The following is a 17,230-nucleotide window of genomic DNA, read 5'->3' on the forward strand; positions in this document are numbered from 1 at the left end:
TAAGTCGTTATTTTTGCGATGTTTACGAAACCAATTCTGTGAAAAATCAGAGGAGGTTTTTTTATGCATGCAATCACATTAAATAAAGTCAATTACAGTATTGACGGACGCGACATTTTAACACAAGTTACTCAGCAAATAAAAATTGGTGAGCGTATTGGCATTATTGGCGCTAACGGTGTTGGCAAAACGACATTGGCGCACTTAATGATTGGTGATTTATCACCTGACAGTGGTGAGATTTCTATAAATGGCCGTGTTATTTATGTGCCGCAATTGGTCGTCGACGATAGTGATCGTAGTGGTGGTGAAAAAATGATGCAACGTATCAATGAGTCACTGAACAATCAACCTGATATTTTGGTGTTAGATGAACCAACTGCTAATTTAGATATGACACATCAGAATTGGTTAATCAAACGGCTGTCACATTTTTATGGTACATTGATTGTGATTTCACACGACAGTTATTTTCTTAATCATATCATCCAAAAAATATGGGCGCTGCATGAACAACAAGTTACTGCTTATAATGGCAATTATCACGGCTATCTAGCGCAACGTAATCTTGCCAACGAAACTCAGAATCATCTGTATCATGATGCAGTCAATAAGAAAAAGCAACTGCAACGGTCAATGACGAAAGTGAAGGTGAGAGAAGGGCGAGCAACAAAACTACCAAAGAATATTAGTCCATCTGATGCACGTTTGGGCAGCGGGAAAAGTAAAGCATTAAAAGCTCAGAAAAAATTAGGTCAAAATGCCAAAACGATGGCGCGCCGCTTTTCAGAACTAGAAAAAGTTGATAAACCGCTTGTCACAAAGCCTTTAAAACTTCAAACGGTTGCAGGTCAAAACTATAAAACACGGACTATTTTAAAAATAACAGGGGAAACAGTTAAAGCCGGCAATCATTTACTGTTACAAGACGTGAATTTTAATCTGGAAACAGGGGAGCGACTGGCTGTTTTAGGTGATAATGGCAGTGGTAAAACCACCTTGATTAAGCAAATCATCAAAAATTATGATAAGCCGGTTGGCTATTTTTCACAAAATTTGTCTGGTTTGGACGAAGAAAAGACAGTCCTAGAAAACGTATTATTGAAATCTTCTCAACTGCCACAATTAGCCAGAGATTTTCTTGGTGCTTTTGGCATTAAAAGAGATATGGCTTTTCAAAAAGTTAGTTCACTAAGTGGCGGTGAAAAAGTAAAAGTGTTACTGCTACAAGTTTTATTTACCGATACGCAGTTACTTATTTTAGATGAACCCACTAATTATTTAGATTTACTCGCCTTAGATGCGCTGACAAATTTTTTAACGCATTATGCTGGCGCTGTTTTGATTGTATCTCATTATAAGGACTTTATTGACGCGGTTGCTACGAAAAAAATGAGGATTCAATTTCAGCATTTACTGCCTGTTTGAAATTCTTGCAACTGCGTCGTGACGGTGCTAAACTAGAATATATTAAAATAAATTGTTGATATAGTGTCGGATATTGGCCGACAGTTTCTACCCAACACCAACATGTTGGACTATCATAAATTGTGTGGTGCTAATCCATTCATCGTTTGTGATGGGTGGATTTTTCTATGTCACAGGGAGATACACATATGCAAAATTTTTTTCATCTTAAGGAAAATGGTACCAGTGTACGACGGGAGATTGTCGCAGGTATCACGACCTTTGTTTCCATGGCTTACATCTTTTTCTTGAATCCACAGATTCTTGGTCAAGCAGGTATCCCACAGCAAGCTGTTTTCTTGGCTGCGATTTTAGTGGCGGTATTTGGCACCCTGTTTATGGGATTGTTTGCTAACGTACCCTTTGCTTTAGCACCAGGTATCGGCATGCAAGCGTACTTTACCTATACGATTGTGTTTGGCTTTGGCTTTAATTGGCAGCAAGCCTTAGCAATCGTGTTCTTGGTCGGTGTGGTTGATATCATCATTACTTTAACACATGGTCGACGCGCTATTGTGAAAGGCATTCCTAGCGAATTGAAGGCTGCCATAGGTGGTGGTATTGGTATGTTTGTCACTTATATTGGATTAAAAAACGCTGGTTTTATCAACTTTATCGTTGATCCAGGCAATATTTTGACGCTAAATGACAAACCATTTACTGGCAAGGCCACAGGTACGATTAATTCTATTTTAGCGAGTGGTGGCGTGACACCTGAACTGTCAAAGTTCAATTCTGCGTCTGTACTATTGGCACTAATTGGGTTTGTTCTATTAGTAATATTAGTAATGCGTAAAGTGCCTGGTGCATTTTTGATCACATTAATTGCGACAACGGTCATCGGTATTCCAATGGGCGTTACTAATACTCATATTTCAGCCGGTACATCGGTTGGATCAGCATTTGGCGCCTTGGGACATGTTTTTGGGCAAGCATTAGGTGCAAATGGTTTAGGATCATTGTTCACTGATTGGCACCATGCTTCATTAGCAATTATTACGATTTTTGCAATGGGACTTACCGGTCTCTTTGATGCGATTGGCACTTTGATTGGTATTGGTGACCAAACTGGTATTTTCTCAAAAGCAGATACAAAGGCATTCGAAGAAGATAAAGGGTTTAATTCTAAAATGGATCGCGCGTTGGTTGTTGACACCTTTACAACAGCATTTGCTGGTATCGCGGGTACTAGTAACACGACAACGTTTATTGAATCGGCAGCTGGTGTTGCTGCTGGTGCCCGTACTGGTTTGGCAAACATTGTCACAGCAGCTGGCTTTGCTTTGATGATTATTTTTGCCCCATTTGTTGGCGTTATACCAACTGCGGCAACATCACCATTACTGATTCTGGTAGGTATCATGATGATGGGAGAATTTACTAAAATCTCTTGGGAAAACCTAGAAGTGGCATTGCCAGCTTTCTTCACGTCAGTGTTTATGGCATTTTCTTATTCCATTTCGTACGGTATTGCCGCTGGTTTCTTATTTTTCATTATAGTGAAATTAACATTAGGTAAATTCAAAGAAATTTCACCGGTATTAATTATCGTGTCGCTCTTTTTCTTGATAAATTTTGTTGTCCTAGCATTTATTTAAAAAAATAGTTGAAAACTATGAAAGTTGTCCGTGGGGGCAACTTTTTTGATACAATAAAGATATGAAAACAGGAAAAGTAAAAATTTGGCAAAAAGAACGTGGCTACGGTTATATCACACCTGATGATGGTGGGGATGATATTTTTGTCCACTTTAATGGCATTGAAATGGATGGCTTTAAGTCATTAATTCAAGGTGAAAGGGTCGAGTATGTCTTGGTGCAAGGTCATCAAAACTATCAAGCTGCCCGTGTGCAACCTATTAAGACAAAAGCTGGAGAAATTTAATGGCTGAAAAAGAGATCGTGACTGACACTAAAACTGTCTATGAAGGACCTATTTTTAGTGTTGAGACACAAAGTGTACAGCTCTACAATAATCAGACATCACAGCGTGATATTGTGAGACACGTGCCAGCCATTTCAGTTTTAGCGATGGTGGATGATGATCATATTATTTTGGAAAAGCAATGGCGTGCCACAATTGGTGATTTTATTCTTGAAATTCCGGCAGGCAAGTTGGATGAAAGAGATTTTGATGCCCCACATCATGCGGTCGTTCGTGAATTAAACGAAGAGTTACGAATGTCTGCTGGAACGATTGAAAAGGCCTTCGGGTTTGTAGAAACGGTCGGTTTCTCTGATGCTTATATGCATCTCTATGTTGCTAAAGATTTGCAACCAATAGCAAAATCAGATCAATTGCCTCGTGATTTAGGGGAAACAATGGATTTAATAACAATTTCGTTTGATGACTTAAAAGAGATGTTTGAGGCTGGAAAATTAAACGATCAAAAGACAGTAACGGCGTTTTTGTATTGGGCCTATCTTAGAGGTTAATGAATGGATAACGAAACAAGAAAAGCTGCGAAAAAGGCACAAAAGCAACGTGATAAACAACGGGTGAAAGCAGAAAAAGAATATGCTAAAGCGCATCCAATGAAAGTAGAAGTTGTCACACCAGAAACACGTCAAGAGATGCGGTTAACCCGCAAAGGTCGCTATGAGTTGGGTTCAGACGGGAAACTGACACCAATCGGTAAATCTAAACGATTAACTCATCGCTACAATTTGGCCATTATTTTTTTGGCAGTATTAATTATTGCGACATATGCGTATTTCTTTTTAGTAAATTAGACTTGGAGCGTAAATTATTATGAAAATCGGTATTATTACACCAATGGCGGAAGAAAAGTTGTCATTGATTGCTGCACTAGATAACACAAAGACAAAGCAGCATGGTGGTACTTCAATTACCACAGGCACTTATAAGGGTCATGAAGTGATTTTAACAGAATCCGGTATTGGAAAAGTTGCAGCAGCATCAGCGGCGACAGTAATGATTGACAATTTTGAACCAGATTTAATTGTAAATACTGGTTCGGCTGGCGCCCTTGACCCTGACTTGAAAATTGGTGATGAGGTTGTCGGTACTCGAGTTGCCCATTCTGACGTTGACGTTACTGTATTTGGCTATGCATTTGGGCAGGTACCTAACAAACCTTTGTATTATTTGGCCGATCCTGAAGTTGTCGCTGATTTTGAAAAATTGGCTGCCGTTAAAGAAGGACTCATTGTTTCCGGCGATCAATTTGTACAAGACGATGCCAAGAAACGTATTTTAGCTCATTTTCCAGACGCTCTAGTTGCTGAAATGGAAGCCGCAGCAGTAGCGCAAGTTGCCACCCAATTTGGGACGCCGTTTATTGTATTACGCGGTGTTTCCGACTTAGCGAATGGTGATTCGGGCGTTGTGTTTGATGACTATGTTGTTGAAGCAGGGAGAGCTTCAGCTAAGCTATTGTTACGGTATTTGGATCAAAAAAAATAAGCCATTAGGCTTTTTTTTGTGTTTCGGTTTCTTGTTGATAGGGCACGGTGTCAGCTTTACTACTATAACGATTACCAATAAACATGATGGTTGAACCTATCACGATAATGACAACGCCGATTATTGTATTAAGTTTGATGCTTTCGTGGAGAATAATCAGTGCCAAGATTGGTGCAAGGGCCGGTTTAATAAAAAAGACAAGCGAGGCAGTTGAGACATCTGAAGCCTCCATTGCTAGTGAATAGAGTACATAACCGGCTGCTGTAACACCCAAGAATATGTATGCCAATAAAATGATATTGTGGATAGTAATGCCTTGAAAGAAAGGAATATTCGAAAAATCGTGCATGACAGGATTATGTGTAAACAAATTAGCCACACTCTGAATATGAGATAAAATCATAATCACCATCAGCTCCAAGGCACCAGCAATAAACGAAAATGTGTTCATTGTTAAGCCGTCATAGCCACGCTTCATGCCAACTTGTCGCTGCATAATCGCGAATAATCCAAAAGTTAGTGCCGCAATCAGCGCAAGTGAAATGCCAAGTGGATTCGTTAAGTGGGCTGGATTGACAATAACGAGTAACCCAATAACTGATACAATGACGGCAATCAAATTAGAACGTGTCAGCGTCTCATGAAGAATGATATAACCAAAAATGAGGGCAAAAATGGGATTCGAACTGAATAGGACCGCCACCGTTGAAGCAGCATCGACTTCAACTGCAATTTGAAAGAATGTCATACTGATAACAACACCTATAAAACCAGTTAAAAGAAAAGTACCAATATCTTGTTTTTGAAAGGTGACGTGACGCTGTTTCATGTTATGAACAGCTAAAGGGACTAAAGCCAAGCCACCAATTAAAAAGCGCAGGAAATTTAATTGCACGCCATTGAATTGACTACCGGCTAATTTTAATGAAATTTCCATCGAACTGAAGAGAAATGTTGAAATGAGAACGTAGATATAAGCTTTTTTCAAGATGATTACCCCATTGTTTTTTCAGTGTACTACTCTGTTTTACTCTTTTCACAAGCGTTCGTCAAATATTGACTTTATTGGGATTAAAAAGTAATGTAAAATAGATAATGTACTGATAAAACAAAGGAATTGAACCATGATAACAACATATAACCCAGAACATCTCGGAGATGTTTTAATGATTATTTTGGCGCCAAATGCTAACCAGCAAGTTGTGACAACCAATAAGAATGTTACACGAGTGAGTGATTTATCTTCGGATAAAACAACAGGCTATAACATCTTTGGTATTGGCGAAAAATTACAGATTAAGCACAAATCTGGTCAGCTAACATTGACACAAGAACAAATTGATGTCATTAATCAAGAATTAAAACAAGCAGGATTTTCTGACAAATTGACAGTTGAACCAACGAAATTAGTCATTGGCTATGTCGAAACGGTTGCCACACATCCAGACTCTGATCACTTACATGTCACCAAAACGCGCGTGGCTAATGATAAAACTTTACAAATTGTTTCGGGATCGCCTAACATTAAAGAAAATATCAAGGTGGCAGTTGCGCAACCAGGCACAATGATGCCGAGTGGGGCTTTGATTTGGGATGGTGAATTACGCGGTGTACCTTCAGCTGGAATGATTGTGTCTGGCAGAGAATTGCATTTGCCAGGCGCTCCTGATAAGCCAGGCGCACTGATTTTACCAGACGATTTTGGTGAGGTTGGTGACAGCTTTAATTTTGAAAAGGCTGCTAATTTGTATCGTGATAATCTCGTGGACATAAACTACTAATGAGCGATAATTTGAAGAATGCACCACGAGTATATCGCACGTTAAATGACGAAACAGCACAGTATCGTCGCTTAATTTTTGAACTGCGAAAAGGTGAGTTGCAATATTTTACATTTGTAACAGAAGGTGAAAATAATGAGTAAACAATATTATTTTATTGGTATTAAAGGCACAGGAATGGGACCCTTAGCGCAAATTTTGCATGATCAGGGCAATGAAGTTTTGGGATCTGATATTGATACTTATACGTACACACAAGCACCTTTAGAAGCAGCGGGTATCAAAATTTTACCCTTTGAAGCTAAAAATGTTGATGAATATCAGTCAGCCGTTTTTGTACGAGGAAACGCTTTTGAAGATACGCATGTTGAGGTAGCACGCGCACTTGAACTAGGTGTCAAGATGATTTCGTATCCTGAAGCAGTGCAAGAGCAAATTGCTCAAACTACTTCAATTGCTGTCGCTGGCGCGCACGGTAAAACATCAACTACTGGATTATTGGCTCATGTACTCAAAAACATCGCGCCAACCTCGTATTTGATTGGAGATGGAACCGGACGTGGTGTACCAAACTCGCAATTTTTTGTTGTGGAAGCCGATGAATATCGTCGCCATTTTAAGGATTATCGTCCAGATTACGCAATCTTGACTAATATTGATTTTGATCACCCTGATTATTACACGGGTATTGAGGATGTGACGAATGCGTTTGCTGATTTTGCCAACAATGTCAAAAAAGGTATTTTTGCATGGGGTGATGATGAGCATCTGCATTCATTAAAACCTGATGCTGACGTTTACTATTATGGTGTTAACCCTGATAAAGATGATTTTGTTGCTACTAATATTCGTAAATCAACCTTAGGTTCTCATTTTGAAGTGGTATTTCGCGGTAAAAGTCTTGGTGATTTTGCCGTTCCGCTGTTCGGTCAACATGGTATTTTAAATGCTTTGGCTGTCATTGGTGTTAGTTATATGGAACAAGTTGATCTCGATTTGATACGTCAGTATTTACTCACATATCAGGGTGTTAAACGGCGCTTCAGTGAAAAACAAATCGGTGATATCACGGTAATTGATGATTACGCACATCATCCAACAGAAATTACCGCGACTTTAGATGCTGCTCGACAAAAATACCCTAATAAGCCAATTATTGCTATTTTTCAACCACACACATTTTCTCGTGTCATTGCCTATAAGGACGAATTTGCTGAAAGCCTAGAAGCAGCTGATAAAGTTTATTTGGCCAATATTTTTGGCTCAGCGCGAGAACAATCAGGTACGATTTCTTCAGAGGACTTAGGTGCAGAAATTTCCAAGTTTGGAGGCATCGTTCAGGAAGATAATATGCGTTTGCTGATGCCTTATGATAATGCGGTCATGGTGTTTATGGGGGCTGGTGACATCGAAAAATATGAATTTGCTTACGAAAAATTACTTGGGCAACTTCATACTGATTTGACTTAATGTCTATTTAATGACCTTTCTGATATAATAGATATAACTGAAATACAACGGTGTTGTATTTGCTAATTGGAGGAGGTAAGCATTAATGGATAATTTTAATATGAATGCACGTCGCGATGTGACGGGTGTCGATGATGGGCTAAGAGCATTTTTTAGACAAACATATAGTTTCATGGGTATTGCTATCATTGTGACTGCGATTACAGGGTTTATTGTTCAGAATTTTTTCTTGACTCAAGTTTATGGTCTTATTGCTGGTAACATTATCGGTACGTTAGCATTGTTCGGGGTACAAATTTTAATCATGACAATGATTGGACGTGCAACGTTCAAAAATCCTGCTAAAGCTTTTGGATTGCTCATGGCGTTTGCCGTGATTGAAGGCTTAACGCTCGGATTGTTGTTAGCAGTTTACACTGGCGCATCAGTCTTAATTGCATTCGTTTCAGCTGCTGGTGTTTTTGGCGGTATGGCTGTATATGGTATGGTGACAAAGCGTGATTTGACTGGCTTAGGATCAATTTTGTTTGGTTTGTTGATTGGCTTGGTCATTGCTTCCGTTGTTAACATGTTCTTTTATAGTGGTATGGTATCATTGCTGATTTCTTGGGCAAGTGTCTTTGTCTTCTCATTGTATACAGCTTATGACAACCAAAGCCTTAAGATTATGTACGCTCAATATGCTGGACAAGCTGATACAACAGGCTTGGCAGTTAATGGTGCGCTACGTCTCTACTTAGACTTTGTGAACTTGTTCTTCGCTTTGTTGCGTATCTTTGGTGTTGCAGCCGGTGGATCTCGCGACTAATTTATTTAAAATAAAAATCAGCCCGTTAGGGCTTTTTTATTTGGAAAATTATTACATGGTATAATAATTGGGATAGGTATTATCTCACTACATTGTTTTTGAAGATATCATTACAATGAAAAACAGAATGGATAGCAAATGACCAATAAAAAACTCTTATTAATTGATGGTAATTCACTGGCTTTTCGAGCCTTTTATGCGATGTATAATCAACTAGACCGTATGATTTCACATGACGGCCTACATACTAATGCACTAGTTGCGTTTAATAATTTTTTGGACCAAATAGTTGATCCGATGCAACCTGATTTGGCAGTAGTGGCTTGGGATGCTGGTTCTGGTAAAACGACGTTTCGTGGTGAACTATTATCAAGCTATAAAGATGGGCGTTCTAAAACACCATCTGAATTTTTAGAACAATTTCCTTATTTGCGTGAAATGGTCGCGCTCCATGGGCTGCGCAATTATCAACAAGAAGGGCTTGAGGCAGACGACATTATTGGTACATATTCGCGTTTAGGCGAGGCGGCTGGATACTCAGTGACCATTGTGACTGGTGACCAAGATTTAATACAACTTGCGACTGATAATATTACTGTAAATGTCACCAAAAAAGGTGTGACCGAAATTGAACGTTATACGCCGGATTACATACTAGAAAAATTCAATTTGACGCCGGCCCAGATTATTGAAAAAAAAGCTTTGACTGGTGATACTTCTGATAATTATCCCGGGGTAACAAAAGTCGGTGAGAAAACGGCGCTTAAGTTACTAGCAGAGTACCATGACTTGGATAACCTATATGCCAATATTGATGGCATGAAGCCGTCTAAAATGAAAGAAAATTTGATGAATGATCGTGATCAAGCTTTTCGAGCACGTCAACTAGCGACGATTTTAACAGCGGCTGATCTTGAATTACCATTGGAAGAGATTGAATATCGCGGTGTTGATTATGATGCCCTCATTCCTTTTTATGAGAAATTAGATTTTAAGCAACAATTAGCTAAAATTAAAGCACTAAAACGTTCGGGGCAAATTGCCGGAGACGATACGGTTGATGAGAAGAGTGTACAAGTTGTTGAATTAAAAGACAGTAATTTACGCGCTTTGAGTATGTTAGGGGACAAAGTTGCGCTCCATATTGAATATGTCAGCGAAGATTATCATGCTGGCGAGATGATTGGCTTTGTGATTGGAAATGCTGCTGTCGGGTATTATGGTAGCCGAGATGTGTCATTATTACAGCAGTCCGAACTCAAAACGTTGGTTGAAAACGATAAAATTCAAAAAAATGTTTTCAATGTCAAGGCGCAATTAGTCTTATTTAAGCGTTTAGGCTTGAAATTAACTGGTGTTAATTTTGACTTTTTGCTCGCGGCATATTTACTGGATACTGTTGATAATGACAATGTGTTTGCGACATTAGCGCAACGATTTGACATTTATCTCACTCCTGATGAAGAAGTCTATGGCAAGGGCGCTAAATTTAAGATACCTTCAGATAGTGGTCGAGTTTTGATGCATATTGCTAACAAAGCAAATGCGTTGATGGCATTAGAAGAGCCAACTTTTTCAGCATTAAATGAACATCAACAGACTCATTTATATACGGACATTGAGTTACCCTTGGCACATGTATTAGCTAATATGGAGTTTCAAGGAATTAAAGTTAACCCAGAATATTTACAAGAAAGAGGACGTGATTTAGCGCAACGTATTGAAGATATTCAGTCGGCTATCTATATTGAGGCGGGAGAAAAAATCAATTTAAACTCACCTAAACAGCTCGGTGTGCTATTATTTGAAAAAATGGGATTGCCAGTTATCAAAAAAACGAAAACAGGTTATTCTACGGCAATTGATGTTCTTGAAAAGTTGGCCCCACAAGCACCGATTGTGGATCACATATTGCAGTATCGTCAGCTGGCTAAACTTAAATCTACTTATATTGATGGTTTACTGTCAGTCATTTATCCAGAAGATAGTAAAATCCACACCCGATTCTTGCAAACGCTCACTCAAACAGGAAGATTATCATCTGTTGACCCCAATCTTCAAAATATTCCAATGCGCTCAGAAGAAGGACGTTTAATTCGCACGGCGTTTATTCCAAGTGAACCAAATTGGCAAATTTTTGGTGCCGACTATTCTCAAATTGAGCTTCGTGTGTTGGCACATGTGACAGGGGATGCTAATATGCAAAAAGCATTTTTGAACGGCGAAGATATTCATGCAGAAACTGCACGAGCTGTATTTGGTTTGCCAAATGATGCCGTCGTTGATCCACTTATGAGACGAACTGCTAAAGCAGTTAATTTTGGAATCGTTTATGGTATATCTGACTTCGGTCTGGCTAATAATTTGGGCATTTCTCGAGCTGAAGCCAAGCGATTTATTGATACTTATTTTCAAGAGTTCCCTCAAATACATGATTGGATGAATCAAATCAAACAATTTGCGCACGATCATGGCTATGTTGAAACAATTGCTCATCGTCGTCGTTACTTGCCAGATATTAATGCGAAAAACTTTAATTTGCGTTCTTTTGCCGAGCGGACTGCCATGAATTCACCGATTCAAGGATCAGCTGCTGATATCATCAAAATCGCTATGATTAAAGTTAATGATGCATTAAAAGCGCATCACTTCCAAGCACGCATGCTATTACAGGTACACGATGAATTAATTTTTGAAGCCCCATCTAGTGAAATTGATGAATTATCAGAAATCATTACCAGTGTGATGGATTCAGCAGTGTCATTAGATGTGCCTTTGAAAGTGGAAAGTCATTCTGGCGCCACATGGTATGATGCTAAGTAACAGAAAAGTATAGGATTATCATGATAATATTACCAAATAATTTAGCAGCTACGCTAAATGACAGTCAAGTTCCTCATCAATTAGCTCATCAAATTGCGACTTATGTTGCCGTTTTCGTGGTGTCTTTCTTGCTGGTTGCTATTTGTCGCTTATTGATAACACGTTTGCGTCATCACAAATTCAAACCACGCCAACTTATCTATGATGGTTTAATTGGTGCATGTATTATTTTACTAGCATACCTCGGTGGTACTTATGTTTATCAACAAAATATATTAGGCGTTAAAACTGCTATTTTGAAACCTGTTCAGCATCATGAACGACAAGTAGCAGATAAAAAAGCATCATCATCTACGGTTTCACGTGCCACAATTAGGAAAATGGTAATGCGAAATGCCGCCAAGGGCTTTGAAAAACAAGGCTTTGTGTCGATTCCAAGTCGTAATATTTTGTTGCCAATCTATAATGATGCTTATAGTGATGCTGGGTTAAATTTGGGAGCTGATTACGCCAACCGCTCTAGCCAAGACCCAGATGGCACTAAAGTACCAGTGATGGGTCAAGGAAACTATGGTTTGGCAGCACATAATTTCAATGATGGTGTGACTGGATTTAGTGGCTTGCAACAAGTCATTAATCAAAATGCACCCTATCTCACTAATGGTCAATTAAAGGGATCATCATGGTTGAATGGCACATCAGTTCTGTTAGCAAACAATAAAGGCTTATACCAATATGAGATTACAGGGCAAGATGCTGTTAAGAATACAGATGTCTCGGTTTTGGATCCAACAAAAAACGCGCAATTAACAATCATTAGTTGCTTATTTCCCTCAACTCAGTATCGTATTATTACCCACGCAGATTTGAAGCGCACTTATACTTGGAAAAATGCCCCGCAAAGCGTTGTTTCGAGATTTAACTTACAGGTTTATAACACCAATGCTCGTGTGAGTTGGTGGAACCCAGGTGTTGAAGAGGGTGCCAATGGTGATCAGGGTGGTACAAAATAACACTTTTTAGGTAAGGACGATTGTGCCCTTACCTTTTTCTTTAATAATGATAAAAATTAATTGGTATAATAAAAAACTATATGTTAGGTTTCCTGACATATATTTGCAAACAACTAAAATTTCGTATAAAATAAAAGTATCTTAAGCGAAGGGGTATTGTGATGAGCGAACGTGAGTTAAGACGTAATCTATCGATTTTAACAATTGGTACAGTTCGTGAATTAACGTTACTGACTGACCGTCAAATACGGTATTATGAGCAGCAAAACTTAATCACACCAGGACGTGGTAAAGGTGGTCAGCGCCGATTTTCACTAAATGATGTTGATCGATTATTAGCTATTCGTGATTTTTTGGATTCGGGTGATTCTATCAAAGATATTCAAGAAATATTCGCCAAACAACACCGCAAAGCACAAGAAAAACAAGATTCGGAATCAGCACTACGTCGTTCATTACAGAAAGAATTCGCTCAAATTGGGCGATTCGGGGCTCGTTAAGGAAGGAAAATCATGGCTCGCAAAACATTTACCAAAGAAGAAATTAAACAGATCGTTGTTGATGAAAATGTGGAATTCATTCGTGTGACATTTACTGATGTACTTGGTGCGATTAAAAACGTTGAAGTACCAACTTCTCAATTAGATAAAGTACTTGACAACAATTTGATGTTTGATGGTTCATCAATCGAGGGCTTTGTTCGTATCAATGAATCAGATATGTACCTTTACCCAGATTTATCGACATTTATGATTTTCCCTTGGGAAACAGATGGTCATGGTGGTAAAGTTGCCCGTCTAATTGCAGATATTTACACTTCTGATCGTGAGCCATTTGCGGGAGATCCACGTCATGCACTACGTTCAGTACTAGCTGATGCACGTGAAGCTGGATTTACGGCATTTAACGTTGGTACAGAACCTGAGTTTTTCTTGTTCAAACTCGATGAAAATGGCAACCCAACTACTGAATTAAATGACAAAGGTGGCTATTTTGACTTAGCACCATTGGATATGGGCGAAAATGTTCGTCGTGAAATTGTTTTGACTTTGGAAAAAATGGGCTTTGAAATTGAAGCTGCTCACCACGAAGTCGCTGAAGGTCAACATGAAGTGGACTTTAAATATGCGTCAGCCCTTGAAGCAGCTGACAATATTCAGACATTTAAGTTGGTTGTTAAAACGATTGCACGTAAGAATGGTTACTATGCAACCTTTATGCCTAAGCCTGTTGCCGGTATCAACGGATCGGGTATGCACACTAACATGTCACTATTTACTAAAGATGGTAATTCGTTTGTTGATACGTCAGATGAAATGGGCTTGTCAAAAACAGCCTATAATTTCTTGGGTGGTATTTTGGAACATGCGACTGCGTTTACAGCACTTGCAAACCCAACAGTTAACTCTTACAAGCGCCTAACACCAGGATTTGAAGCACCTGTTTATGTTGCATGGTCAGCATCAAATCGTTCACCAATGGTTCGAGTTCCAGCTTCACGTGGTAATTCAACACGTTTGGAACTACGTTCAGTTGATCCAACAGCTAATCCATATACTGCTTTAGCAGCCATTTTGGCTTCGGGATTGGATGGTATCAAGCGTGAACTAGAGCCTTTGGCTTCAGTCGATAAAAACATTTATTTGATGGATGAGGTTGAACGTGAAAAGGCTGGCATTACAGATTTGCCAGACACTTTGTTGGCAGCCGTCCGTGAGTTAGCAGCTGACGACGTTGTTCGTTCAGCCATCGGAGAACATATTGCAGACAAGTTCATTGAAGCAAAGAAGATTGAATACACATCATATCGTCAGTTTGTTTCTGAATGGGAAACAGATTCTTATCTTGAAAATTACTAAAATAATTATTTTAAAAAGCGCTTGTCGCTTTTTTTTTGTGCTCAAAAAAATGTATTTTAAATTGTTTTTGAAAGCGCTAATAAACTTAACATTCGGTTATTTTTGTTAAAATGCGTAAAAATCCAGCAAAAAGCGAACTATAAACAATAAACTGTGAAAATTCTTATTTTAAAACGAACACAATTGATTGAAAATTTGTTAAATTAGTATCATAAACGAATGATTAGTGATGCGGAACTAAAAAGAATGGAGAAAAAATGACACAAGTAGCCGTTGTAATGGGGTCAACCAGTGATTGGGAAAGCATGAAGCAAACAGTCATGCTTTTAAAAGAGTTGGGTGTTAGCTACGAAAAGCACGTGATTTCAGCTCACCGTATGCCCGTACATTTACAAAATTTTGCTGAAAAAGCACGCGATAATCATTTTCAAGTCATTATTGCTGGTGCGGGTGGCGCTGCACATTTACCAGGTATGCTAGCTGCTAACACCACCTTACCAGTGATTGGTGTTCCTATGAAATCACATGCTTTAAACGGCATTGATTCGTTGTTATCGATTGTTCAAATGCCAGCAGGCGTTCCCGTTGCAACAGTTGCAATTGGCGATGCTGGTGCTAAAAATGCAGCCATTTTGGCAGCCCAAATAATCGCATTGTCTGATAATGAAGTATTGACCAAGTTGACTAACTTCAGGCAAGCTCAAACACAACATTCAATTGACAGTGAAAAGGAGTTGAAATGATGCAAAGTATTTTACCACCAGCAACCATTGGTATCATTGGTGGTGGGCAACTTGGGCGTATGATGGCATTGGCTGCAAAACCAATGGGTTACACTGTCATTGTGCTTGATCCAACACCACAGTCTCCAGCAGGGCAGGTAGCAGATGATCAAATTATCGCAAGCTATGCCGATGTGAGTGCCCTCAAAATTCTAGCTAGTCGCAGTGACGTGCTAACTTATGAATTTGAAAACGTTGATCGCGATGTTTTGGAAAAGTATGCCGCAAAAATTTTGCCACAAGGGGTCGATTTGTTAAGAATTACCAGTGATCGCATAGCAGAAAAAACGTTTATTCGTGATGAAGCAGGTGTGCCAGTCGCACCATTTCAAATAATTGATTCGGCTGAACAGTTGAAAACGGTAACGACGCCTTCAATTTTAAAAACGGTTAGTGGTGGTTATGATGGGCATGGTCAATGGCAACTTAATACACCATTCGAAGCATCACAATTAGCTGATAATTTTCCAGGTGGTCGACTAATCTTGGAAACACTGGTCAATTTTAAGCAAGAGGTTAGTATCATGGTTTCTCGTTCCCATGATGGGCAAATAACGACATGGCCAATTGCAGAAAATGTGCATCAAAATCATATTTTAAAGTACACAACCGTTCCTGCTAAAATTTCTAGCACATTGCGCAAAAAGATCATCGAGATTGCTCATCAAATTGCTGAAAAAATTGATTTGCGTGGTATTTTGGGTATTGAATTATTTGTCAATGATGAAGAAGTTTGGGTAAATGAGTTGGCCCCGCGTCCTCATAATTCAGGGCACTTTACTATTGAAGCAACTAATGTTTCTCAATTCGAAGGTCATATTAGAAGCGTTGTAGGATTGCCACTGCCAGAGATTACGTTAACGCAGCCAGCAACAATGTTGAATTTATTAGGCGATGAATTGACGCAGGCAAAGGCCGATTTTAAAAATCATCCAGAATGGCATTTTCATGATTATGGCAAGGCAACGATCAAGGCAGATCGTAAAATGGGACACATTACGGTGCTAGGTGATGAAAACGGGCAAGCATTAATCGCATGGGGTAAACAACATGAACAACGTAACAGACTATAACAATCAAACGATAACACGTGGTGATTTGAAGTATCAAGGAAAGGCTAAATCTGTTTATTGGACAAGTCAGGCAGATATTTTGTGGTTACATGATACAAACCAAGCAACAGCTTTAAATGGTAAAGTTCATGAAAATATTTCTGATAAAGGCCGCCTTAATAGTGCAATTTCCTATCTCTTATTCAAGCACCTCCACCAACATGGCGTTGCAACGCATTATTTAAAACACATCTCAGAAACGGATGAGTTGGTTGAAAAATTAGATATCATTCCCGTTGAAGTCGTGGTGCGAAATTTTGCTTCAGGTCATTTCGTCAGTCGATTTGGTGTCGCGAGCATGACTGAGTTAACACCAATTGTGCAAGAATTTTACTATAAATCAGATGCTTTGGATGATCCATTTATTAACGATTCACAACTTATTGCTTTGCATTACGCAACAGCTGAAGAAATTAAATCGCTTCGCTTGAAAAGCGCTGAAATCAACGATATATTGAGACGTCGGTTTGCAGAAATTAATATTGAGCTGATTGACTTCAAGCTGGAATTTGGTCGAAGAGCTGATGGCAATATGATTCTCGCGGATGAATTGTCACCAGATAATATGCGTTTGGTTGACAAAACAAGTGGTCAATCACTTGATAAAGATATATTCCGCCAACACAAAGGTGATTTGACGGTCGGTTATCGTGAAGTATTACAGCGTTTAGAAAAATTGGAGAAATAAA

Annotated in this window: 18 protein-coding genes and 1 riboswitch; of the genes, 17 read left to right on the forward strand and 1 reads right to left on the reverse strand. The window is 39.0% G+C overall.

Translation table 11 applies throughout. The features are described 5' to 3' along the window. Positions 1-63: 63 nt before the first annotated feature. From ACI3ES_RS03755 to ACI3ES_RS03780, 6 genes are all read left to right on the forward strand, one after another. Positions 64-1,428 carry an ATP-binding cassette domain-containing protein gene (locus ACI3ES_RS03755; RefSeq protein ID WP_142511249.1) on the forward strand — a complete coding sequence of 455 codons (1,365 nt, stop codon included), beginning with the start codon at positions 64-66 and terminating at the stop codon, positions 1,426-1,428. Between the two features lie 36 nt (positions 1,429-1,464). Continuing rightward, a riboswitch (purine riboswitch) is annotated at positions 1,465-1,561 on the forward strand. Between the two features lie 55 nt (positions 1,562-1,616). Continuing rightward, positions 1,617-3,065 carry an NCS2 family permease gene (locus tag ACI3ES_RS03760; protein WP_114666582.1) on the forward strand — a complete coding sequence of 483 codons (1,449 nt, stop codon included), beginning with the start codon at positions 1,617-1,619 and terminating at the stop codon, positions 3,063-3,065. Between the two features lie 61 nt (positions 3,066-3,126). Further along, positions 3,127-3,351: a cold-shock protein gene (locus ACI3ES_RS03765; protein WP_114666583.1), complete on the forward strand. Its 225-nt coding sequence runs from the start codon at positions 3,127-3,129 to the stop codon at positions 3,349-3,351. Further along, entirely contained in the window at positions 3,351-3,902 is a 552-nt protein-coding gene (locus tag ACI3ES_RS03770) for an NUDIX hydrolase (RefSeq protein WP_114666584.1), read from the forward strand. Before ACI3ES_RS03765 ends, ACI3ES_RS03770 begins: the two co-directional genes overlap by 1 nt. Positions 3,903-3,905: 3 nt before the next feature. Continuing rightward, the gene (locus ACI3ES_RS03775; protein WP_004916002.1) at positions 3,906-4,199 is read left to right on the forward strand and encodes a membrane protein; all 294 of its coding nucleotides are present in this window, start codon (positions 3,906-3,908) and stop codon (positions 4,197-4,199) included. 19 nt (positions 4,200-4,218) lie between these two features. Beyond that, complete coding sequence (locus tag ACI3ES_RS03780; protein ID WP_036067615.1) at positions 4,219-4,893, forward strand: 5'-methylthioadenosine/adenosylhomocysteine nucleosidase; 675 nt, start codon at positions 4,219-4,221, stop codon at positions 4,891-4,893. 4 nt (positions 4,894-4,897) lie between these two features. On the opposite strand, the gene ACI3ES_RS03785 is transcribed toward ACI3ES_RS03780, so the two are convergent. Further along, positions 4,898-5,881: a DMT family transporter gene (locus ACI3ES_RS03785; RefSeq protein ID WP_036067618.1), complete on the reverse strand. Its 984-nt coding sequence runs from the start codon at positions 5,879-5,881 to the stop codon at positions 4,898-4,900. Between the two features lie 136 nt (positions 5,882-6,017). On the opposite strand from ACI3ES_RS03785, the gene ytpR reads away from it, so the two are divergent. The 11 genes from ytpR (at position 6,018) to ACI3ES_RS03840 (ending at position 17,229) form a co-directional block, all read left to right on the forward strand. After that, positions 6,018-6,674, forward strand: a complete 657-nt coding sequence (ytpR, locus tag ACI3ES_RS03790) for a YtpR family tRNA-binding protein (protein ID WP_114666585.1) — start codon at positions 6,018-6,020, stop codon at positions 6,672-6,674. Next, on the forward strand, positions 6,674-6,817 hold the full coding sequence (locus ACI3ES_RS03795; RefSeq protein ID WP_004915993.1) for a hypothetical protein: 144 nt from the start codon (positions 6,674-6,676) through the stop codon (positions 6,815-6,817). Before ytpR ends, ACI3ES_RS03795 begins: the two co-directional genes overlap by 1 nt. Then, positions 6,810-8,144, forward strand: a complete 1,335-nt coding sequence (murC, locus tag ACI3ES_RS03800) for a UDP-N-acetylmuramate--L-alanine ligase (RefSeq protein ID WP_142511247.1) — start codon at positions 6,810-6,812, stop codon at positions 8,142-8,144. Before ACI3ES_RS03795 ends, murC begins: the two co-directional genes overlap by 8 nt. Before the next feature lie 85 nt (positions 8,145-8,229). After that, positions 8,230-8,952: a Bax inhibitor-1 family protein gene (locus ACI3ES_RS03805; protein ID WP_407632024.1), complete on the forward strand. Its 723-nt coding sequence runs from the start codon at positions 8,230-8,232 to the stop codon at positions 8,950-8,952. A 138-nt stretch (positions 8,953-9,090) separates the two neighbouring features. After that, positions 9,091-11,775, forward strand: coding sequence for a DNA polymerase I (gene polA / locus ACI3ES_RS03810; RefSeq protein ID WP_114666588.1), 2,685 nt, complete (start codon positions 9,091-9,093; stop codon positions 11,773-11,775). A 20-nt stretch (positions 11,776-11,795) separates the two neighbouring features. After that, positions 11,796-12,788, forward strand: a complete 993-nt coding sequence (locus tag ACI3ES_RS03815) for a class A sortase (protein WP_114666589.1) — start codon at positions 11,796-11,798, stop codon at positions 12,786-12,788. Positions 12,789-12,949: 161 nt separating this feature from the next. Next, positions 12,950-13,288, forward strand: coding sequence for a MerR family transcriptional regulator (locus ACI3ES_RS03820; RefSeq protein WP_004915986.1), 339 nt, complete (start codon positions 12,950-12,952; stop codon positions 13,286-13,288). Positions 13,289-13,300: 12 nt separating this feature from the next. Continuing rightward, complete coding sequence (gene glnA / locus ACI3ES_RS03825; RefSeq protein ID WP_114666590.1) at positions 13,301-14,647, forward strand: type I glutamate--ammonia ligase; 1,347 nt, start codon at positions 13,301-13,303, stop codon at positions 14,645-14,647. Between the two features lie 257 nt (positions 14,648-14,904). After that, positions 14,905-15,390, forward strand: coding sequence for a 5-(carboxyamino)imidazole ribonucleotide mutase (gene purE, locus ACI3ES_RS03830; protein ID WP_114666591.1), 486 nt, complete (start codon positions 14,905-14,907; stop codon positions 15,388-15,390). Beyond that, positions 15,387-16,502, forward strand: a complete 1,116-nt coding sequence (purK, locus tag ACI3ES_RS03835) for a 5-(carboxyamino)imidazole ribonucleotide synthase (protein WP_114666592.1) — start codon at positions 15,387-15,389, stop codon at positions 16,500-16,502. Before purE ends, purK begins: the two co-directional genes overlap by 4 nt. After that, positions 16,480-17,229: a phosphoribosylaminoimidazolesuccinocarboxamide synthase gene (locus ACI3ES_RS03840; protein WP_004915981.1), complete on the forward strand. Its 750-nt coding sequence runs from the start codon at positions 16,480-16,482 to the stop codon at positions 17,227-17,229. Before purK ends, ACI3ES_RS03840 begins: the two co-directional genes overlap by 23 nt. Position 17,230 lies beyond the last annotated feature (1 nt).

This window comes from Leuconostoc falkenbergense, assembly GCF_045801155.1.
Taxonomy (GTDB): domain Bacteria; phylum Bacillota; class Bacilli; order Lactobacillales; family Lactobacillaceae; genus Leuconostoc; species Leuconostoc falkenbergense.